14 protein-coding genes are annotated in these 20,865 nt (G+C 70.1%); 7 read left to right on the top strand and 7 right to left on the bottom strand.

Annotated features, from left to right (window positions below):
- Nucleotides 1–6 precede the first annotated feature (6 nt).
- Both HDA45_RS06025 and glmS read left to right on the top strand, forming a co-directional pair.
- Nucleotides 7–267, top strand: a complete 261-nt coding sequence (locus HDA45_RS06025) for a hypothetical protein (protein ID WP_184892646.1) — start codon at nt 7–9, stop codon at nt 265–267.
- A gap of 60 nt (nt 268–327) precedes the next feature.
- A complete protein-coding gene (gene glmS / locus HDA45_RS06020) occupies nt 328–2,148 on the top strand; it encodes a glutamine--fructose-6-phosphate transaminase (isomerizing) (RefSeq protein WP_184892644.1) in 1,821 nt (606 codons plus the stop codon).
- 76 nt (nt 2,149–2,224) lie between these two features.
- Here glmS and HDA45_RS06015 read toward each other — a convergent pair whose 3' ends face one another.
- Nucleotides 2,225–4,621, bottom strand: coding sequence for a beta-L-arabinofuranosidase domain-containing protein (locus tag HDA45_RS06015; RefSeq protein WP_184892642.1), 2,397 nt, complete (start codon nt 4,619–4,621; stop codon nt 2,225–2,227).
- Between the two features lie 443 nt (nt 4,622–5,064).
- Between HDA45_RS06015 and HDA45_RS06010 the strand changes: the two genes are divergently transcribed.
- From HDA45_RS06010 to HDA45_RS06000, 3 genes are read left to right on the top strand one after another with little or no spacing between them, the layout of a single operon-like run.
- Nucleotides 5,065–5,826, top strand: coding sequence for a DeoR/GlpR family DNA-binding transcription regulator (locus HDA45_RS06010; protein WP_184892640.1), 762 nt, complete (start codon nt 5,065–5,067; stop codon nt 5,824–5,826).
- Nucleotides 5,823–6,716 carry a carbohydrate ABC transporter permease gene (locus tag HDA45_RS06005; RefSeq protein WP_246480625.1) on the top strand — a complete coding sequence of 298 codons (894 nt, stop codon included), beginning with the start codon at nt 5,823–5,825 and terminating at the stop codon, nt 6,714–6,716. The genes HDA45_RS06010 and HDA45_RS06005 overlap by 4 nt, the downstream gene beginning before the upstream one ends.
- 3 nt (nt 6,717–6,719) lie before the next feature.
- Nucleotides 6,720–7,547: a carbohydrate ABC transporter permease gene (locus HDA45_RS06000; protein WP_184892638.1), complete on the top strand. Its 828-nt coding sequence runs from the start codon at nt 6,720–6,722 to the stop codon at nt 7,545–7,547.
- Here the strand turns inward: HDA45_RS06000 and HDA45_RS05995 are convergent.
- From HDA45_RS05995 to HDA45_RS05980, 4 genes are all read right to left on the bottom strand, one after another.
- A complete protein-coding gene (locus tag HDA45_RS05995; RefSeq protein ID WP_184892636.1) occupies nt 7,536–8,906 on the bottom strand; it encodes a GH1 family beta-glucosidase in 1,371 nt (456 codons plus the stop codon). The two genes, HDA45_RS06000 and HDA45_RS05995, sit on opposite strands and share 12 nt — an antisense overlap.
- Nucleotides 8,907–8,917: 11 nt before the next feature.
- Nucleotides 8,918–10,177 (bottom strand): ABC transporter substrate-binding protein, encoded by a 1,260-nt coding sequence (locus tag HDA45_RS05990; protein ID WP_184892634.1) that lies wholly within the window; start codon nt 10,175–10,177, stop codon nt 8,918–8,920.
- Nucleotides 10,178–10,290: 113 nt separating this feature from the next.
- Nucleotides 10,291–13,944 carry a BTAD domain-containing putative transcriptional regulator gene (locus HDA45_RS05985; protein ID WP_184892632.1) on the bottom strand — a complete coding sequence of 1,218 codons (3,654 nt, stop codon included), beginning with the start codon at nt 13,942–13,944 and terminating at the stop codon, nt 10,291–10,293.
- Nucleotides 13,945–14,004: 60 nt separating this feature from the next.
- A complete protein-coding gene (locus HDA45_RS05980; protein ID WP_184892630.1) occupies nt 14,005–16,089 on the bottom strand; it encodes an ATP-binding protein in 2,085 nt (694 codons plus the stop codon).
- A 318-nt stretch (nt 16,090–16,407) separates the two neighbouring features.
- On the opposite strand from HDA45_RS05980, the gene HDA45_RS05975 reads away from it, so the two are divergent.
- Together HDA45_RS05975 and HDA45_RS05970 are read left to right on the top strand one after the other, a co-directional pair.
- Nucleotides 16,408–16,659: a hypothetical protein gene (locus HDA45_RS05975; protein ID WP_184892628.1), complete on the top strand. Its 252-nt coding sequence runs from the start codon at nt 16,408–16,410 to the stop codon at nt 16,657–16,659.
- Nucleotides 16,660–16,743: 84 nt separating this feature from the next.
- Nucleotides 16,744–17,379: a LuxR C-terminal-related transcriptional regulator gene (locus HDA45_RS05970; protein WP_184892626.1), complete on the top strand. Its 636-nt coding sequence runs from the start codon at nt 16,744–16,746 to the stop codon at nt 17,377–17,379.
- A gap of 32 nt (nt 17,380–17,411) precedes the next feature.
- Here the strand turns inward: HDA45_RS05970 and HDA45_RS05965 are convergent, their stop codons facing one another.
- Together HDA45_RS05965 and HDA45_RS05960 are read right to left on the bottom strand one after the other, a co-directional pair.
- Nucleotides 17,412–18,011: a LuxR C-terminal-related transcriptional regulator gene (locus HDA45_RS05965; protein WP_184892624.1), complete on the bottom strand. Its 600-nt coding sequence runs from the start codon at nt 18,009–18,011 to the stop codon at nt 17,412–17,414.
- Nucleotides 18,008–20,635, bottom strand: a complete 2,628-nt coding sequence (locus HDA45_RS05960; protein ID WP_246480623.1) for an ATP-binding protein — start codon at nt 20,633–20,635, stop codon at nt 18,008–18,010. Before HDA45_RS05960 ends, HDA45_RS05965 begins: the two co-directional genes overlap by 4 nt.
- Nucleotides 20,636–20,865 lie beyond the last annotated feature (230 nt).

Here is a 20,865-nt window from a genome sequence, read left to right as displayed (position 1 = left end):
GGGAGCGTGGAGGACGCGGACATCGTCGAGCAGGTGGCCCTGTCGACGGGTCTGTCGACGGCCATCGCCGCCCGTGTCGTCGAGGACGTCCTGGCGTTCTACCGGCAGCCGGTCGAGCAGTACGTCCGGTCGCGGCACGCCCGGTTGCAGGGCGAAGGCAGGAAGAACCCCGAGATCTTCCCCCTCATCGCCGGTGAACTGGGCGCGCGGCTCGTCGCGCCTCCCGAACTGTCCGAGCGGCAACTGCGCCGCATCGTCTACGGCTGACGGAGCACGCCCGGTCTTCGCGTGCCATTCGTCCGTTTTCTTTTGTGAGGTTGACTCGTCATGTGCGGAATCGTCGGCTACATCGGCGGCCAGAACGCCGCCCCGATCCTGATCGAGGGGCTCACGCGGCTGGAATACCGCGGCTACGACTCGGCCGGGATCTCCGTCCTTGGCGGTAAAGGCGCTCAGGTGCACCGGATCGTGGGGCGGGTGCGGAACCTGACGGCGGCCCTGCCCAAACGGCTCGCGGGCAAGGTCGGCATCGGGCACACGAGGTGGGCGACGCACGGCCCGGCGACCGAGGCGAACGCCCATCCGCACGTCTCCGAGGACGGCCGGATCTCCGTGGTGCACAACGGGATCATCGACAACGCCGACAGCCTGCGCGAGCAACTCGGCCAGGCCGGGGTGACGTTGACCTCCGAGACCGACACCGAGGTGCTCGCCCACCTCATCGCGAGGTCGGGCGCGAAGACCCTCGAAGACGCCGTCGTCGAGGCCGTTTCCCGCGTCACCGGCACCTACGCGATCGCGGTGACCGACGCCGAGCACCCCGACCGCGTCGTGGTCGCGCGCAACGGTTCGCCGCTGATCATCGGCGTCGGCGACCGCGAGATGTTCGTGGCCAGCGACCTGTCCGCGCTGGTCCGGCACACCTCGCAGGTGGTGCACCTCGACGACGGCGAGTTCGCCAGCGTCTCGGCCACGGGCTACCGCACCTTCACCGTCGACGAGAGCGACACCGGCAAGGCCGCGACCGCGATCGACATCAAGGCCGACGACCTCGACCTCGGAGGCCACCGGCACTACATGTACAAGGAGATCCAGGAGCAGTCGGAATGCCTGGAGCGCATGATCCGGGGCCGCCTCGACGACCGGTTCGGTGTGTCCCGTTTGGACGGTCTGAACCTGACTCCCCGTGACCTGCGCGGATTCGCCAGGGTGAAGATCCTCGGCTGCGGCTCCGCGTACTACGCCGGCCAGATCGGCGCGACCATGATCGAGGACCTGGCGCGCGTCCCGGCCGACGCGGAGGCCGCGTCCGAGTTCCGCTATCGCAACCCCATCATCGAAGCGGACACGCTCTACATCGCGGTCAGCCAGTCGGGCGAAACCGCGGACACCGCTTTCGCCGTCGAAGAGGTCAAGCGCAAGGGCGGCCGGGTGGTCGGCCTCGTCAACGTCGTCGGCTCGACGATCGCGCGGGCCTGCGAAGGCGGCCTGTACCTGCACGCCGGGCCCGAGATCGCCGTCGCCTCGACCAAGGCGCTCACCAACATGGCCGTCGGGTTCGCGATGATCGCGCTGGCGCTGGGCCGGGTCCGCGATCTGTCCAACGCGGACGGACAGCGGATCGTCGCGGCCATCCGGGCGCTGCCCGAGCAGGTCGCGTCCATCGTCGAGGCGGAGTCGCAGATCGCCGAGCACGCCAAGACCTGCGCGGACGCGCGGAGCCTGTTCTTCATCGGCCGCGTCCGGGGTTTCCCGGTGGCACGGGAAGGCGCGCAGAAGTTCAAGGAGATCTCGTACCGGCACGCCGAGGCCTACCAGACCTCGGAACTCAAGCACGGTCCGCTCGCCCTGATCGACGAGTCGCTGCCGACGGTCGCGATCGTGCCGTCCGACGACCTCGCCGACCGCAACCTCGCCGCGATGCAGCAGATCAAGGCGCGCAAGGGCCCGGTCCTGGCGATCACCCACGAGGACGTCGACTTCGGCGACCTCGACGTGCCGCGGTTCGTGGTCCCGCGTTCGGAGCCGGAACTCGACCCGATCCTGCTCACGATCCCGCTGCAATTGCTGGCCTACCACGCCGCGCTGATCCTCGGCCACGACATCGACAAGCCGCGGAACCTCGCGAAGTCCGTCACCGTGGAGTGACCGCTCGGCTGTCCTGAAGGTCACCTTTGAGACGTTGATCGTCTCAAAGGTGGCCTTCAGGACACAGGAACAGCGCTTAGTCCAGCAGGCGCCAGAGGTGATCCGCGGTCCCGTTGTCGTCGAACTGAACCACGATCGCCGAGTCCGCCGTGGACATGAGGTCGACGCCGAGGACCTTGCTCGAATTGCGGTTCTGGAGCCGGAACCAGCCGTCCCCGTTGTCCAGGAACCGCCAGAGGTGATCCGCGGTGCCGTTGTCGTCGAACTGGACGACCCGCGCCGAGTTCGCCGTCGACATCCGGTCCACGCCGAGGACTTTGCCGGAGTTGCGGTTCTTGACGCGGAACCAGCCGTCGCCGTTGTCGATGGTGCGCCACAGATGGTCCGCGGTGCCGTTGTCGTGGAACTGCACGACCTGTGCCGAGTCCGCCGTGGACATCCGGTCGACGCCGAGGAGCTTGCCGGAGTTGCGGTTCTCGATCCGCGTCCAGCCGCTCCGCCACGGTCGGGAGCCGCCGGTGCGCGGGAACGACGTCACCCGCAGTCGCGCCGCGCCCATCGGGATCAGGGTCACGCGCTGGACCGGTGTGGTCACGGCGACCGGGCTGTCGGCCAGTTCGTCGATCACGTTCTGTTCGCTCGCCTGCCACGCGTCGATGCGCTGGGCGTCGGTGGTGAGCCGGACCGGGCTGTTCGCCGGGGTGAACGGGTCGAGCGCGTTCCCGCCCGACGTGACGACCGTGAACGCGGCCTGCGGCACCAGGCCGTAGTTCCACGCGGATCCTGGCCGGACCTCGTGGACCGGCCACTGTTCGTCGCCCGCCACCCGGCTCCAGTTCTCCTGAATCGCGAGGGAGAACGTCAGCGGCCCGCGGTCGACCGAGACGGAATCGTGGTTGCGCGCCCAGGTCCGCGTGCGGGTGACCATCGGCAGCCGCAGGGTGACCCGGTCGCCGGTCCGCCAGATGCGGCGGACGGTTTCGTAGCGCGGGCCGCCGCTCACGGCGACCGTGCCGCCGTTCACCGACAGCGCCGGTGTCGGGCACCAGCCGGGAATCCTGACCTGGAAAGGGAATTCCGTCGGTTTCGGCAGTGAGAAGGTGAACGTGATGGTGTCCGAGAACGGGTACGTGGTCGCTTCGGTGATGGTCACCGGAGTGCCGTCGGCGACCTTCGCGGTCACCGTGGACGCGCCGTACAGCATCGCGCAGAGCCCGCCGCCCGCCGTGGCCTGCCACATCTCCTCGACGTAGTACGGCCAGCCCATCCCGTAGTTGTGCGGGCAGCAGCGATAGTTGTCGATACCCGGTTCGTACGCCTGCATGGTGAAGTCGTTGTCGAACTGGCTCAACGTCTTCGGCTGCCTGTCGAGCTGGATCCCGTTCGCCGACGTCACGTAGTGCACGCCGCGGCCCGCCGGGTCCAGCGCGGCGGGGAGCAGATTGAAGGCGAGTTCCTCGACGCGGTCGGCCCAGACGGGATCGCCGGTCGTCCTGGCGAGGATCTCGTGGCTCATCATGTACTCGACGATCCCGCAGGTTTCGAAGCCCTGCCGCGGATCGTCGTAGCCGGGGCGGACGTTCTCGTCGCCGGCGAAACCGCCGCCCGGGAACTGGCCGTAGCGGCCCTGGATCCGGTCGTAGTTCGCGTAGGCGCTCGCACGATGAGCCGGATCGCCGGAGAGGACCCAGAACTGGCCCGGTTCGCGGAAGCCCTGGGTGATGTTGACGTTGTGCCCGGTGGGCAGGTTGTCCACCCAGTTCGCCGAGTGGCGGTGGATGGTCCGGACCAGGTCCAGCAGGAACGACTCGCCGGTGCGGTTGTAGAGCCAGTAGACGACGTCGATCGTGTCGGCCCAGCGGGTGTTGCCCCAGCCGTCGGTGTAGACGGATGTCGGTTGTGCCGCCATGAAACGGAAGTACCGGCTGAGGAACGGGACCACGCGAGCGTCCTTTGTGTACTCCTCGTACGAACGCAGCGCGTGCAGCATCGGCATGTGCGGCCACAGGTCCGCGTGGCCTGCTTGACGGGTGCGCAGCTCGGACGGCCCGAAGAAGCCGTCCGGGGCCTGGGTGGCGAGGACGGCGCCGATCCAGCGGCGCGTGTCGGCCAAGACGCGGGCGTCGCCGGTGACGTAGCCGAGGTCGCCGTAGCCGCGCAGCCAGTACGGAACCTCCTCCCAGCCCTTCAGCTCGGGCCGCGTCCAGCCGGTGTTGTCGAACGCGAGGTAGTGCGAGACCTCCTGATAGCGGCCGTTGAGGCCGTCGAGCTGCTTGCGGAGCTGTGTGGCCAGCCAGCCGCCTGCCCGCGCCGAGCCGGGCGGGAGCCGCAACAACGGGGCGGGCAAGAGCGGCGCGCGGTTCGCGACATAGGGCGATGCGGCCGCGGCTTCGGCCGTGGCTTGCGTGCCGACGCCGACGGCGAGGCCTGTCGCGAGGGTGGCTTTGAGGAAGTTGCGGCGGGGGACTGACATGGGGTTTCCCCTTTCCTGGCCCGGTGCGATCAGATTTACATCGTTGATACAACGTTGTAAATCCGCCGTTCGCCGGGTCTCGTTCATCGGGACCGCCGGTACGGGGGGTGGTGAGTGGCGAATCCGGGGTCCAGCGAGGGTAAGACGAGCCTGTCTTGGGTGTGGGTGTGTTGCGAAAGGGGCGTTCGCAACGTGGCTGCGCCTTCGGTACCTACGCAATCCCAACAGGTCCGTGAGTCGTCCCTCTGATCACGAGGACTGACCGAAGGGGCAAACCCGCCGCCGATTCGGGCAATGCCGAGCTGAAGTCCACCCGGCGCTGTGTCCTCAATGGACAGAGCGCCGCGGAAGGCTCCCGGTTACCGAGGGGTTCCGTTGTCGGACCGGTGAGAAAGCAACTATTGTCGCCATGACCGCTCATCCGCCAGGGCAGGAGGTGACCGTTGTACGCCGAAGAGCGGCAACGCGCCATTCTCAAGCAGGCCCGGCAGGACGGCCGCGTCGACGTGGCGACGCTCGCGGCCGCTTTCGAGATCACCAGCGAGACGGTCCGCCGTGACTTGACGGCGCTGGAGCGCAGCGGGGTGCTGCGGCGCGTGCACGGGGGAGCGATCCCGGTCGAGCGGCTGGGCATCGAGCCTGGTCTCGACGTCCGTGACACCGTGATGGCGACGGAGAAGGACCGGATCGCCGCCGCCGCGCTCGACCAGATCCCCGCCGAGGGCGCGATCCTGCTGGACGCGGGCACCACCATGGGACGGCTGGCGAGCCTCATCCCCGCCGACCGCGAGCTGACCGTGGTCACCCCTTCGCTGCCGATCGCCTCCGCGCTCGCCAACCGGCCCGGCATCACGCTGATGCTGGTCGGCGGAAGACTTCGAGGCCACACCATGGCCTCGGTCGACAGCTGGGCGCTCAACGCCCTCAAGGACACCTACGTCGACATCGCCTTCATCGGAGCCGACGGACTTTCCGTCGAGCGGGGGCTCACCACACCGGACACCGCCGAGGCGATGGTCAAACGCGCCGCCATCGCGTCCGCGCGGCGTTCGGTGCTGCTGGCCGATCACACCAAGATCGGCAACGACCACTTCGCCCGGTTCGGTGACCTCTGTGACGTCGACACCCTGATCACCGACACCGGCGTCGATCCCAGGGTGGCCGACGAAATCACCCGGACCGGCGTCAAGGTGATCATCGTTTGAGGCGGACGGGCGAGCGGCTCGCCGGATACCTGATGACAGCGCCGTTCTACGTCCTGTTCGGCGTTTTCGGCCTCTTCCCGCTGCTCTACACCGCTTGGGTGGCGCTGCACCACTGGCATCTGATCAACGGCGACACCGGGTTCACCGGGCTCGGCAACTTCGCCGTGTTGCTCCAGGACGCGCATTTCTACAACGCGCTCTTCAACACGGTCAGCATCTTCGTCCTGTCGACGGTCCCGCAGCTGCTGGCCGCGCTCGGGCTCGCCGCGCTGCTCGACCGTCCCTTGCGCGCGCGGACCCTGTGGCGGGCCAGTGTGCTGTTGCCGAACGTCGTCTCGGTGGTCGCGGTGGCGCTGGTGTTCAGCCAGCTCTTCGCCGAGGATTACGGCGTCGTCAACTGGGCGCTGGGCCTGGTGGGGCTCGACCCGGTGGACTGGCGTTCGGACAGGTTCGCCTCGCACGTCGCGGTGAGCGTGATGGTGATGTGGCGCTGGACCGGCTACAACGCGCTGCTCTACCTCGCGGCCATGCAGTCCGTGCCGCAGGAGCGCTACGACGCCGCCATGCTCGACGGCGCCTCGCGCTGGCGGACGTTCTGGTCGATCACCGTCCCCGCGATCCGGCCGACGATCGCCTTCACCGTCGTCGTCTCGACCATCGGCGGGCTGCAGCTGTTCGCCGAACCGCAGCTGTTCGACGACACCGGCACCAACGGGACCGGCGGCGCCGACCGGCAGTTCCAGACGCTCGCCATGTACTTGTACGAGAAGGGGTTCGGCGAGTTCGACGCCGGATACGCGGCGGCCATCGCGTGGCTGCTCTTCCTGTTCTCGGCGGGCTTCGCGCTGTTCAACTTCTCGCTCGTGCGCCGGATGCGGGGCGGTGAGTGAGGCATGGCGGCAAGGGAACGGACCGGTTTCGTCGTCTACGGGCTGCTGCTCGCCGTCGGCATCGCCTCGATCTTCCCGCTGTACTGGTCTTTCGTGGTGTCCTCCAAGGACAATTCCGCCCTCGGCGAGACCACCCCGCCGCTGCTGCCCGGCGGCAACCTGCTCGAGAACGTGGGCAAGGTCTTCGAAACGGTCGACTTCTGGCTGGCGATGCAGAACTCGCTGATCGTCGCCGGCACGGTGACCGTGTCGAACGTCCTGCTCTCCAGCATGGCCGGATTCGCCTTCGCGCGCCTGCGGTTCCCCGGCCGTGACTCGCTTTTCCTGGTCGTGATCGGCACCGCCATGGTGCCCGCCCAGCTCGGGGTCATCCCGCTCTACCTGGTGGTCGGCGAACTCGGCTGGTACGGGCGGCTGGAAGCGGTGATCGTGCCGGGACTCATCGGCGCCTTCAGCGTGTTCTGGATGCGGCAGGCGTGCGAGGAGGCGATCCCGAGCGAGCTGCTCGACGCCGGTCGCGTCGACGGCTGCTCGACGGCGCGGCTGTTCTGGAGCGTCGCCATGCCCGCCATCCGCCCCCAGGCCGCGGTGCTCGCGATGCTGACGTTCATGACGGCGTGGAACGACTTCTTCTGGCCCCTGATCGTGCTCGACCCCAACGAACACCCGACCGTCCAGGTGGCACTGTCACGGCTGGCCAGCGGTTACTTCACCGACTACTCGCTGATGCTCACCGCGGCCACGCTCGGTGTCCTGCCGGTCATCGTGCTGTTCATCCTGCTGGCCAGGAAGGTGGTCGACGGTGTCATGCGCGGCGCGCTACGGGGATGAAAGCCCGTTGCGCGCCACCACGTCCGCGTAGAACCGGGCACTGTCCTTGAGCACCCGCTCCTGCGTCTCGAAGTCGACGTGCACGAGGCCGAACCGCTGCGTGTACCCCATGGCCCATTCGAAATTGTCCAGCAACGACCAGGCCATGTAGCCGCGGATGTCGGCGCCGCGCTCGATCGCGTCGTGGACGGCGGCGAGATGCTCGGCGAAGTACCGCACGCGTTTCGTGTCGCGCACGCGCCCGTCCACGACCTCGTCCTCGAAGGCCGCCCCGTTCTCGGCGATCACGAGCGGCAGGCCGGGGCAGTGATCACGCAGCCACAGCAGCAGATCGGTGAACGACTCCGGCCGCTGCTCCCAGCCGAGCGAGGTCAGGTCACCGCGGGGTGGCGTGACGTCCATCCCGCGCAGACCGGGCAGCGGGCAGTTGCTGTCGGCCTCGGGGTCCGCGAGCGGGACGGCGCGGGCGGGTGCGTAATAGTTCACGCCCAGGACGTCCAGCGGCTGCGCGACGATCTCCAGGTCGCCGTCCGCGATCGCCCCTTCGAGCGTGCCGAGATGCTCCAGATCCGCCAGCAACTCGGGCGGATAGCCGCGGCCGAGCAGCGGGTCGAGGAAGAACCTGTTGTGCAGGAAGTCGAATTTGCGCGCGGCCTCGCGGTGCGCGGCGTCGTCCACATCGGTCAGCACCGGCGCGAAGTTGAGCACGATGGACACTTCCTGCTCACCGCCGCCCGCGCGCAACGCCTGCGCGGCCTGCCCGTGCGCGAGCAGGAGGTTGTGCCCCGCCACCAGTGCGGCGCCCTCGTCCTGGATACCCGGCGCGTGATCGCCGTTGCCGTAGCCGATGAAGGCGGCGCAGAACGGCTCGTTGATCGTGGTCCATTGCCGGACGCGATCGCCGAGTGCTTTGTGGACCGTCAGGGTGTAGTCGGCGAAGAGACTCGCGACATCGCGGTTCGGCCAGCCGCCTTCGTCCTGCAACGCCTGAGGAAGATCCCAGTGGTAGAGCGTGACCATCGGGGTGATCCCGTGCTCCAGCACCGTGTCGACAAGGCGATCGTAGAAGGCGAGCCCGCGTGGTTCGATCGTGCGGCCGTCCGGCATGACCCGCGACCACGCGACCGAGAAACGGTAGTACGGCACGCCGAGTTCGCTCAGCAGGCCGACGTCCTCGCGATACCGCCGGTAGTGGTCGCAAGCCGGATCTCCGGTGGCGCCGTCGAGCACCCGGCCCGGTCGCGCGGTGAAGGTGTCCCAAATGGACGGTCCGCGGCCGTCCGCCGTCGTCGAGCCCTCGATCTGATACGCCGCCGTGGCCGTTCCCCAGCGGAACCCGGCCGGAAACCCGCGTGTCACGCCGTCCCCGCTCACTTGGCGGCCGCGGCGCGGCCTTCGGTCGAAGCCTGGTCCCAGGCCTGGTCGAGCGCTTGTCTTCCCTCTTCGACACGGCCGAGCGCGTGCCCGTACACGGGCCGCACCTCACCGTCGCGCAGCCCGCGGTAGTTCGGCCTCAGTGCCTCGGCGGACGCGGCGAAGATCTTGCCGATCGGCGCGTCGCTGAAGTACTTGCTGGTGTGGGAAAGCACGGCGCCGTCCTGGTAGGCGCCCAGCGCGCTCGGCAGCAGGCCGCTCTCGAGGAAGATCCGTTTCTGCTGCTCCGGCGCGGTGAGCCAGACGGCGAGGTCGTAGGCCTCCTTGCGGTGCGCGCCCTGCTTCGGGACGGTCAGGAACGATCCGCCCCAGTTGCCCGCCTTGCCGGGAATCGAGGTGACGTCCCATTTGCCGGCCAGTTCCGGGCCGCCCGCCTCTTCGATCTGGGTGAGCATCCAGGCGGGGCAGGTGATGGCGGCGAACCGGCTCTGCTTGATCGCCACCGTCCACGGCTGGGTGAAGGTGGTGACGGCGGCCGTCTCCTTCTTCAGCGCCATCCCGCCCGCCAGGTCGAAGGCCTTGCGCACGTTCGGGTTCGTGTCGCCGATGAACGCGTCGTCCTTGGCGAAGTAGTTCTCCTGAGCCTGGTTGAGCATTGCCGTGTAGATGGTCCCCGCCGAGTCGGCGAACTTGACGCCCTGCGCCCTCGAGCTGAACTTCTCCCCGGTTTCGGCGAACTTCTCCCAGGTCGGCCACAGCGCGGCCACCTGGTCGCGATCGGCGGGCAGACCGGCGTTCGCGAACAGGTCACGGCGATAGCAGAGGGCGAGGCTGCCCATGTCGGTGCCGAGGCCCATCACGAACTTGCCGTCGTTCGCGGTGCCCTGGTCCCATTTCCAGCCGGGCCAGTTCGCCCGGAGGCCCTGCGCGCCGAATTCGGACAGATCGGTGAACTTGTCCGTCGACTGGCGGAACTTGGGGAGGTACTGCTCCTCGATCGCCACCACGTCCGCGCCGCCGCGTCCGGCGCCGAGGCCGGTGGCGAGCTGACGGTGGTGCGTCTCGAAGTCGGCGACCCGGCCTTCGACCGTGATCCCCGGATGCGCCTTCTCGTAGTCCTGGAAGAGCTTCTCGTACCCGAACTCGCCGAAGGTGGCGACGGTCAGCTTGATCGGGCCGCCGGTTTCCGCCGGCTTTCCCGAACAGCCGCTGAGCAGCAGCGCGAAGGCCGCCAATCCGGCCAGCAGGCGGGTCATGACTCTCCTCGGTCGTGCGCGATTCACGGACTGCAGGCGAATTATGTCGTGGTGATCGGGCGGTGGCAGCGCGTGTCGTCCGTTGGGACAACGGCGTTGCCCGAAGAGACGGCTCACGCGAGCCGTCTCGGCAACTGGTCGCCGACGGTCAGCCGGGAATCGGCGTGCAGTTTGGTCAGCACGCGCGAAACGAGCGACTGCACCGTCCGCCTCGGCAGGCTCAGCTCCGCGGCGATCTCCGGATTGGACAGTTTCGCCGCCACCAGCCGCGCGACCCGCAGTTCCAGCGGCGACAACGCCCCGGCGTGCCGGGGGCCCTGCTCAGCCCTGCTCAGCACGCCGTAGCGGCGCAGCCTGCTTTCCGCCCGGCGGATGTTCCAGATGGCGCCGACCGGCCCGAGCACTTCGCACGCCTCGGTGAGCGACTGGGTGGCCGCTTCGAGGTAGCCGGCGCGGCCGAGGAGTTCGGCGGCGTCCTCCAGCGAGGCCGCGAGTTCGATCGGGCGGCGGACTTCGCGGTAGTGATCGGCCGCGGCCAGCACGCCTTCCGGATCGCCGTCGATCAGCGCGCGGCACCGGGCGGCGGCCGCGGCGGCCCTGGCGGGCACGGTCTCCTGACTCGCCTCCTCCACGCAGACGGCGAGCGCTTCCCTCGCGACGTCTTCGTTCCCGGCCGCGAGCGCGATCCGGACGACGTCGGGCAGCCATTGGTGGCGCAGCATCATCCGCGCGTAGTCGGGGCGCAGCACCGGGGCGAACAGCCGCAGGGCGTCTCCGAGCCGGTCGCGCTGTTCGGCGGCCATCGCCTGGGCCGCGAGATAGAAGTCGCAGCTCTCACGCTCGGCGGAGTTCGACGGCGAGTGTGCCTCGGCCGCTTCCAGATGAGCCCGGACGGAGACGCGTTCGTTCCGGTGGCCCGCGATGAGGGCGGCGACCCCGTGCAACAGCAGGGCGGCGGCACCCGGCTCGCGCACGCCGTAGAAAGTGATGGCCGGGCCGTCCTCGGTGACCGAGTCCAGTTCGGCCAGCGCCTCGTCCCAGCGGCCTGTCCAGTAGTAGTGCACGGCCGCCGAGACCTGCGGACCGGTCGGCAGCCCGTGTCGCGCCGCCGTTTCGTATCCGGCGTGCAGCGTGGCGTCGGCTTCGTCGAGCCGGTCGAGGTTCTGCAGAGTGAAGAGGCGGTTGTCGAGCAGGTCGAACCGCAGCGTCGCCAGGCCGGCTTCGTCGCCGGTGGTCTCGAGCGCGGCGTCGATCGCCGCCAGCGCCTTGTCGTGCTCGCGGCGGATCGAGTGCACGAGCCACAGCGTCTGCTGCGCGTGCGCTGCGGGATAGCGCCCGCCCGCCTCGACGGCCTCGACGTACAGGCCGCGCGCGATCCGTTCGGTCTCGTCGAGATCGTCGAGGGTGCCGCGCCGGAAGTTGGCGAGCAGGGTGCGGGTGCTGGTCCGCCACAGTTCCGGCATGGACGGATCGTCCGCCGTGTCGGCGAGCGCCTCGATCGCGCCGGGGGTGTCGCCACGGCGGTACCGCAGCGCGGCGAGGACATGCCGCATCTGCGCCAGATCCGCCTTGTCGCCGACCGTCTTCACCGCCTGCTCGGCCTCGGCCTCCGGATCCTGTTCGAGCCGGAACAGCACGCGCACCAGCGCGGCGATCAGCGTCTCCCGCTGCTCGCGGGTGGGCACCGTGCTGTCGAGCGCGCCGCGGAGGAGGTCGGCCGCGATATGCGGGGCGCGGTTGGACACCGCGATGTGGTTGTCGGTGAGCCAGCCGACCAGCCACGGGTCGACCGGCACCGGCTCGGCCGCCAGCTGCTCGGCGACCCGTTTGATCGGCGCGCCCCCGCGCGCGAGCGCCTCGGCGGCGCGGCGGTGCAGTGCCGCGCGGACCGGCTCGGCGATGCCGCCGTAGAGCGCCTGCCGCTGGAAAGGATGGTGGAAGGCGAGTTTGTCGCCCGCGTACTCGATCACCCCCGCCGTGGTGGCCGGTTCGAGGTCCTGCAGAACCTCCAGCGGGCTCTTGCCCGCCAGCGCGGCGAGGTCCTCGACCGCGAACTCCGCGCCCAGCAGCGAGGCGGTGCGCAGGATGTCGGTCGTGGCCGGGTCGAGGCATTCCAGGGTGCGGCCCACCGCCGCCAGCAGCGACCGCGGCGCGTTCTCGGTGCCGTTCAGCGTCACCTCGGCCACGCCCGCCTTGATCCGCAGCGAGCCGGTGCGGACCAGGTCGTGCGCGATTTCCCTGGCGTAGAGCGGGTTCCCGGCCGCGCGCCGGACCAGCGGGCGCAGGCTCGGCCCCAGTTTCGCCGCGAGGATCACCTCGAAGACGGCGGTGACCTCGTCTTCGGTCAGGACCTCGACCGGCATGATCGCGCCGTCCCTCGCCTCGATCCCGCGACGCAGCTGGGCCAGATCCCGGCGGCCGTGCCCGGTGCGCGTGGCGGCGACCAGCAGCAGCGGCAGCTGGCGGGTGGCGGCGGCGAGGCGTTGCCACAGCAGCACGCTGGCCTCGTCGGCCCAGTGGAGGTCGTCGATCACCAGCACCAGCGGGCCGGCCGCGCAGGTCTCGTCGACCAGCGCCAGCAGTTTGTCCACAGTGGACAGGATCGGGTCGGTGGGGCCCCAGTTCCCGTGCGCGGGCTCGGCGTGCAGCTCACCGGCCAGTTTGGCCTTGGCCGGATCCGCGGCGCCGTGGTGCACGCCGAGGCATTCCATGATCACCTGCAGCGGGAACCGTTGCTGGAGCTCGTCGGCCGCGGTCCAGGCGAGCTGGCAGCCGCGCGCCCCGGCGCTCGCCAGCCCGGCGATCAGCAGTTCCGATTTGCCGATCCCCGGTTCGCCTTCGAGCCAGACCGGACGGCCGCGGCCGGCGAGCAGGTCCGTGACGAACCCGTCCAGGCGTTCGACCTGACGGGTCCGGCCGGGCAGATGACCCTGGCCGCCGCGTTCGATCGCCTTGGCCACCGGTGGCGGCACGACGCGGACCGGAACGGGTTTCGATCCGGTGACAGGTTTTTCGGTGCCGTCGAGGATCCGCTGGTGCAGTTCGCGCAGCGGGACGCCGGGCTCGACGCCGAGTTCGTCACGGAGCACGCGCCGGGCGTCGCGGTAGGCGGTCAGCGCTTCGGTCTGCCGCCCGCTCGCGTGCAGGGCGCGCATGAGCGTCTCGTGCAGTGACTCGCGCAACGGATGCCGCTGGACCAAGGCCGTCAGCTCGGCGACCAGTTCACGGTGGTCGCCGAGGCCGAGCAGGGCCGCGGCCCGCAGTTCGGTGGCGGTCAGCTGGAGTTCCGCGAGGCGGACGCGTTCTGCTTCGGCGAACGGGCCCGGTACGCCGGAATAGGCCTCGCCGCGCCAGCGGCCGAGCGCGGTGGTGAGCCGCGCGGCCGCGCCACGCTGGTCCGCGCGGGCGAGCAGGCGGCGGGCCTCGGCGGCGTCCTGTTCGGACAGTCGGACGTCGAGCGCCTCGCGGTCCAGCCGCAGCACGTAGCTCGATCCGGACGAATGCAGCATTTCGTGCGCGGCGCCGCCCGCCTTGCGGATCGCCCCGCGCAGACCGGAAACGTAGGTGTGGACACTGCCGGTGGCGCTGGCGGGCGCCGATCCGCCCCAGACGTCGGCGATCAGTTCGCCGAGTGAGACGGACTGGCCGCAGCGCGCCGCCAGGGTGGCGAAAACCGCGCGCTGACGGGCGGGCCCGAGCTTCAGCTCGACGTCTTCGAGCCAGGCACGAGGCGGCCCGAGCAGCTCGACGCGCAGCCCGTTCGTCACGCCGGCTCCATTTCTCGTTCTCACCGAAAGTGGCCGGATCACTACCGTGGTCCCCGCAGTTTAGGACGTGCGCGTGGCGTCCTGGTTGCGCACCCGGGTGAGCGCGTGCAGCGGCGCGCACCAGGGCTGGGCGGCCCCCAGGTGGCGTGTCGCGGGAGAGAAGGGTACGGCGTCCGTTTCGGGCAGCAGGAGCGCGGCGAGTTCGCCCGCCAGGCTCTGGTGCTGTTCCTCGGTGAGGTTCCGTTGGTGCGAAAGCAGGTGGAGCAGTTCGACCGCGGGCCCGGTGGACAGCGCGCCGACGTTGTCGAGCACCCATTGCGGGATCCAGCGCGCCGTCAGCTCGTCGCCCACCTGCAGCAACTGCTCGGCGACGCGGTCCGCTGGCGCGCCGGAACCGGCCATGGTCGCGGCGATCTCCTGGTGCAGCACGGCGCGGATGGCGGGCGGGGTGTTCGCGGCGAACACCGAGCGCACCAGGGGGACGCGGAACCGCAGGCGATCCCCTTCGGTTTCCAGCACGCGCGCGGCGAGCGCCTCCTCGACCTCTTCGATGAGCACCCGCAGCTCGCGGCCGGTGACACCGGCGAGGTCGGCGACGGTGAACGACGAGCCGAGCAACGCGGCCGAAGTCAGCGTTCGCTTGCCCGCGACGGAAAGCGTGGCGAGATGATCTTCCACCACGGCGGCGGCCCGGCTGTGCGGAGTGGTGGCCAGATCGCGGCCGTCGGCGAACTCGGCGAACAGCTCGCACAGGTAAGCGGCGTTGCCCGCGGTGTACTCGGCGGCGAATCCGAGGAAGTCCTCGCCGGGATCCCTGGCCAGGGTCTCCTCGGCGAGCGCGGTGACGGCCGGGCCGTCGAACGGCGGCAGCGAGATGATCTCGCCGTCGAGACGCGAGCGGAGGACGTCGAGCGTGCGGCGCTGGGGGAGCGGGCGCGCGGAGCCGATCAGCAGCAAGGGCAGATGCGCGGTGAGCCGGTGGAGCTGCTGCCAGGCGAGCAGGCTTTCCTCGTCGGCCCAATGCAGATCCTCGAAGACCAGTACCCGCGGCCCGGTCTCGCACAGCTCGGTGACCGTCTTGCTGAGCTTGTCGAGCGCTTCGCCGCCGAGGCAGTCGGCGATGAGGCTCAGCGGGACCGCGCTGGTCAGTTCATCGGCTTCGACCCAGTTTGTCCGGTTTCTCGCCGTCGCGAGGGCTTCCGCCAGGAACGCGCTCTTGCCGCTGCCCGCCTCGCCGTCCAGCCACACCGTCCCGCCGCGGCCCTCGTCCAGCAGGGCGGACAGCCGGCGGCGCAACCGGCCCAGTTCGAACTCGCGGCCGACGAACGCGGACGGCCGTTCGGGCAGCGCCTGCGTCGGCTTGTGGCGTTCGGGCTGGTCCTGGTGGTGCAGTGACGGGTCGCCGTCCAGGACCCGCTGCCGCAGGGCCAGCAGTTCCGGACCGGGTTCGAGCCCGGATTGCTCGATGATCGTCTCGCGGGCGCTGTCGAACGCGGCCAGCGCCTCGGCCTGCCTGCCGGACCGGAACAACGCGGTGACCAGCATGCGGTGCAGACCTTCGCGCAACGGATGACGTTCGACCAGCACGGCCAGCTCGCCCACGAGTTCGCGATAGCCGCCCAGGTGCAGCGCGACCTCGGCTTGGCGTTCGAGCGCGCCCATGCGCAGTTCGTTCAGCCGGGCGCGCTGGGTTTCGGCGAACGGGCCGGGGATGCCGTTGAGCGCGGAACCCCGCCATTGCCCGAGCGCGGAACGCAGCGACTCCAGCTCCCGGTGGGGCGCGCCCGCGAGCCGATGCGTGCGGGCCCGTTCCAGCTCGGCTTCGAAGACGTGGACGTCCACCTGCTGTCTGGGCAGGTCGAGGCTGTAGCCGGCGCGGGTGGCGACGAGCGGCTCGCCCACGGGTTCCAGCGCGCGGCGCAGCGCGGAGACGTAGGTGTACACGATTCCGGTGGCGCTGTCGGGGGGCCGTTCACCCCAGACGGCGTCGATGATGTCCTTGCGGGAGACGAACTGGCCGGCGTGCAGGGCGAGCGCGGCGAAGACCGCTTGCCGCTGGGCGGGACCGAGGGCGATCTCGCCGGAGCCGTGCCGGGCAGGGGAACCGCCCAGCAGCCGCACCGTCAGCGAGGGAACCTCGTCCATGACCTGCCGCCTGTGCGTCCGACTTTCGAAAAGAGCATCGCGCCCGGTGAAAATCCTAGTGGGGCCGTTGTGGGTTTCGCAATCAATCGGGCACTCAGCGTGTGGGTTTCGTCCGCTGGTCATGAGACATTCTCGCGTTTTGCCAGGGCAGTCCGGTTCCGGGGGTTCACCACCGTGAACGGCCCGGGGTCGAGTGCCCGTTCATGTGGTTTTCAAGATGCGGACAGACGAGGGACGACTGGGCAAAGCCGGGCGTTCTCGGGGGCAGAGTGTCGTCCGGCCCTGTCGATGGCATGCGTGGCTGTGCATGCTGTATCGGTGAGCCAGGATCAAGAGCGCTTCGCCGGTGATGTCCTGCTCAGCCTCGCCCACGGCGGCAGGCTGATGCTCGACGCCGACGAGGCCGAAGCGCGTGTCGCCGAGCTTCGGCGGACGCTGGCCTACGGCTACGCCCTCCTCGCCGACCCGGACTACACCGGACCCGAGGACAGGCTCCGCGAGATCCTCGACGAGCTGCCCAAGTACGTGGAGGCGTTTCAGCTGGCCACGAAGTTCTTCACACCTCGTTGAGAACTCGTGGAGAGTTCGTGAAGAGCTCCTTCGCAGACTGTGTCCCATCCGACTGGGGCCGCGGATCAAGCGGAGGGGACAGAGGTGGACACGGAAACCCGACAGATCACCGTGGCGGTGCACGCGCCCGATCCGATCACCACGGCAGGCCTGGCCAGTCAGCTGGGCACGCAGCAGGGGATCGACATCCGGGACTGGGAGCAACGCGCCGAGACCGACGTACTGGTGTTCGCCGCCGAGTGGCTGACGCCCGAGATCGTGCTGTGGCTGCGACGGCTGGCCTCCGAGGACGGCAAGCCGGTGGTGCTCGTGGTGAGCCAGATCAGCGAGGCTGAACTGGTCCCCGCGATCGAATGCCGGGTGGTCGCGGTCCTGCCGCGTTCGGCGACGACCGGCGAGCGGCTCGCCCACGCCGTCCGCGCGGCGGCCTCCGGCGGCGGGGTCCTCCCGCCGAGCCTGCTCGGCGAACTGCTCAAGCACGTCGAGCGGCTGCAACGCGAGGTGCTCGACCCGATGGGCGTCAACACCGCCGGGCTCACCACACGCGAGATCGACGTGCTGCGCCTGATGGCCGACGGCAAGGACACCGTCGAGATCGCGGGCGAGCTCTGCTACTCGGAACGCAGCGTGAAGCACATCATCCAAGGGATCACCGGACGCCTGAAACTGAAGAACCGGCCGCACGCCGTCGCGTACGCCGTCCGGGCCGGGGTCATCTAGACAGGGGTGCCGCGACACCGCGAGTCACGCCCTCAGATCAGCCCGGCCCGGATGGCCGCGGCCACCGCTTCCGCCCGGTTCCGCAGCGCCAGCCGGTGCTGGGCCTGGTGCAGGATGTTCTTGATGGTGCGCTGGGAGTAGCCCATCGCCTCGCCGATCTCCGCGGTGTCCCTGCCCTCCGCGATCATCCGCAAGACGCGGATCTCGCGTTCGTGGAACCGCGAGGGCTCGTCCGGGCCGCTCACCAGGGCGTCGTATCCGGCGGCCAGCCGGACGGCGGAGGTCGCGACAGCCGTCCGCGCGGACGTGACCTCCGCGATCAGCCGTTCCGGCCGGACCTCCAGCCGCGGCAGGGCGCAGCGCACCCCGGAGGTCGCGGCCGAGCGGTAGCCCGCCGGGGGCAGCGGGCCGGCGATCAGCACGCCGGGCAGGACGCCTTGTTCGGTCACCGCACGCCGGAGGACGGGGAGTTCGTGGTCGGCCGGATCCTCGGCGGCCACCAGCACGTCCGCGCCCCGGACGCCGGGCGGCACGACCTCGAGTGCCGCCGCCCGCGACAGCATGCCCACCAGCCCCGCCAGGGTCAGCGGGTCGGCCGTGTAGACCGCCACCCGGATGTCCGGCGCGCTCACGAGGCGTATCGGCCGTTCAGCAGCGCCGTGGCCAGTTCGATCCGGGACCGGTAGCCGGTCCGCGTGAAGAGCAGGCTCAAGCGCCCCTCCACACTTTTCTGGCTCGTCTGCAGCGCCGTCGCCAGTTGTTCGTTCGTCAGCCCTTCGCCCGCCAGCAGCGCCAGCAGGTGCTCGTTCTCGGCGACCGTCTCTTCCGGACCGCCGGGTGTCTCGATCCCGTTCTCCCGCATCAGGTTCCGCAGCCGCGCGCGGTACAGCAGCGCGTCCATCGAGCCGAGAACCTCGTACACCTCGGTGAGCACCTTCGGATCCGTCGCGCCGTGGCGCACCAGGCGTTCGGCCGCGATGACCAGTTCGAGCGGCTGCGCGCGTTCGCGGGCCAGCCAGAGGCATTCGCCGTCGGATTCGTGGCCGAGGCAGGCCCGGACCAGGTGACGATGCAGCAGCACCCGTCCGGTCGGCATCGCGGAAGCGAGGTCTTCCAGCGCGTCGAGGGCCTTCTTCGCGCCGGCCCGGTCGTTCTTCCGCAACGCCAGTTCGGCGAGATCGGCCCAGGCGATGTCCGTGCCGACAGCCAAACCGCAGGTCGCCGCGTGCAGGCGTCTGGCGGCGCGGTCGGTTTCGCCCAACGCGGTGTCGACGCGGGCTTCCGCGATGTCCAGCAGATGCGCCAGCATCGGTGCCGTGGCGCGGGCGGCGGTCAGCAGTTCCCGCGCCGCGGTGAACCGTCCCTGCGACAGCAGGACCGACACGGTCGAGAGGTGCATCGCGGCCGAGCCGGTGTCGTAGCCGCGCCGCGACCGGTCGGCCACGCTGCGGTGGGCGAAGTCGACCGCGCGCGAGGAGTCGCCGCGCATGGCCGCGAGCATCGAACGTTCGCTGTCGCGCAGGCCTGTCTCCGGGAAGACCTCGTCGGCGAGCAGCTTTTCCGCGCGCGCCCGTTCGCCCAGCACCAGCAGCGCGGTGACATACGACGTGATCTGGTCGTTCCTGGGCCGCCTCGCCGTCCTCAACGGCCACCGCTCGCGTTCGGTCAGGTTCGCGCCGAACCGCGCGGACCGGCCGGTCCAGAGTTCGGCCAGACCGCCGAAGAGTTCGCCCAGCATCGCGGAAACCGTCGATTCGGTCCGCCACGAGTCGTTCTCCGCCAGCAGTTCGGCCGCTTCGGCCCATCGGTCGAGCAGGCTCAGCGCGATCGCGCTCGACGCCACCGACCATTCCGGCGGGTTCGTGGCGATCCTCGCCAGTTCGGCCGTGTTGCCGGAGTTGTGCAGCGCGCAGACGGCGATCGACTGGGCTTCCTGCGCGGCGTCGGCGGAAAGGCGGTCGGGGAATTCCTCCAGCAGCCGCCGCGTTCCCGCGAGGCTCTGTTCGTGATCGCCGTTGAGATGGCACCACATCGTGTGGAGGAGGGTCACCCTCGCCCGTTGCGGCCGGTCTTCGGTCAGCTCGACGGCGGCGCGCAGCCACCGCGCGCCGCGGGTGGTCTGGTCGTCGGGCAGGAAGGCCGCGTTGTCGAGCAGCTCGGCGAGGGCGCGCCGCGGGTCGATCAGCTTGCCCGCCTCGGCGATCCGGTCGGCGAGATAGTACGGGTCCGACGTGTACGCGGTCCCGTTCCACAACGCGGTGACGGCGGCCGCGGAGAACCTCCGCCGCTCGAAAGGCCCGAGTTCGGCGATCAGCGCGTAAGCCACCACCGGTACGGTGAACCGCCATCCGCGGCCGCGGTGCAGCACCCCGTCGGCGCGCAGGACTTCCAGCGCCGCAAGGGTTTCCGCGGGATCCTGCGCCAGCACCCCGCTGATCAGCGACGGCATCGCCTCGCCGAGCGGGTGCAGGACGGCGGCCGCCTTCGCGACAGCGAGCCGCTCGCGGTCCAGGTGCACGGACCGCAGCGGGACCACGGTGCCGGGGACGAGATACGCGCGCCGGTCGACGATCCGGATGGCGCCCTGCGCGCGCAGCAGGTCCAGCGCCTGGTGCAGTGCGGCGGGCACTCCCCGGCTGAGTTCGTGCAGCCGGTCCCGCAGCGAAGCGCTCGGTACGGCGCCCAGCTCTTCGACGACCGGTCGCGTGATCTCGTCGGCCTTCAACGGCAGCAGCCGTACCGGATGCACCAGCCCGTCGGCCCGCAGCCGCCGCACCATGGCGAGCCCTTCGGCCACGTCGCGGACCGGGGTACGGGTGGTACAGACCACTCGGGCCGAGGTGCCGTCGAGGCGGCGGATCAAGGCGTCCAGGACGGCGAGGGAATCGCGGCCCATCCACTGGGTGTCGTCGAGCATCAGCACGTGCCTGCCACCGCCGAGGATCGGCGCGGCCACGGATCGCGCCGCCCGTCCGGCCACCGCGAGATCGTCGGCCGCGCCCGTCGCCGGTACGGGCCAGGGAAAGCCGCCGGGCGCCAGATCGCCGTCCTGCGTGAAGCGCACGCTCGAAACCCCTTGCCCGGACGCGGAAAGCCGCTCACACAGCCGGGCGAGCAGCGTGGTCCGGCCGGCGCCCGCCGGTCCGGTCACCCAAACGCAGGGGGCGCCCGTGCCGGTGACACGCTCCAGGATCTGCTCGGTCACCTCGTCCACGTCCGCCATCTTGAGCCGGGAAGGCCGCCACGACGTGCGCATCGGACGGGTTCTGGCCCCTATGGACGGTGGGTCGGCCCGAAAGCCGCGACCGGATGCGCGCCGGCGGTCAGCCGGCGCACATCCGTCTGCGCGGGACCGGTCGCCGTCCGGTGCGGTGCTTTCACCGGGGGGTTGTGGAGAAACACCGAATCCAGGACGTCGCCGGCCGCTTCTCCGACGCTAACGTGGTTCGGCCCGGTGCGGCGGTTTTCGGACCGCACGGCCGACGG

Source organism: Amycolatopsis umgeniensis, from assembly GCF_014205155.1.
GTDB classification, from domain to species: domain Bacteria; phylum Actinomycetota; class Actinomycetes; order Mycobacteriales; family Pseudonocardiaceae; genus Amycolatopsis; species Amycolatopsis umgeniensis.
This window is presented reverse-complemented; position numbering and strand designations above follow the sequence as displayed.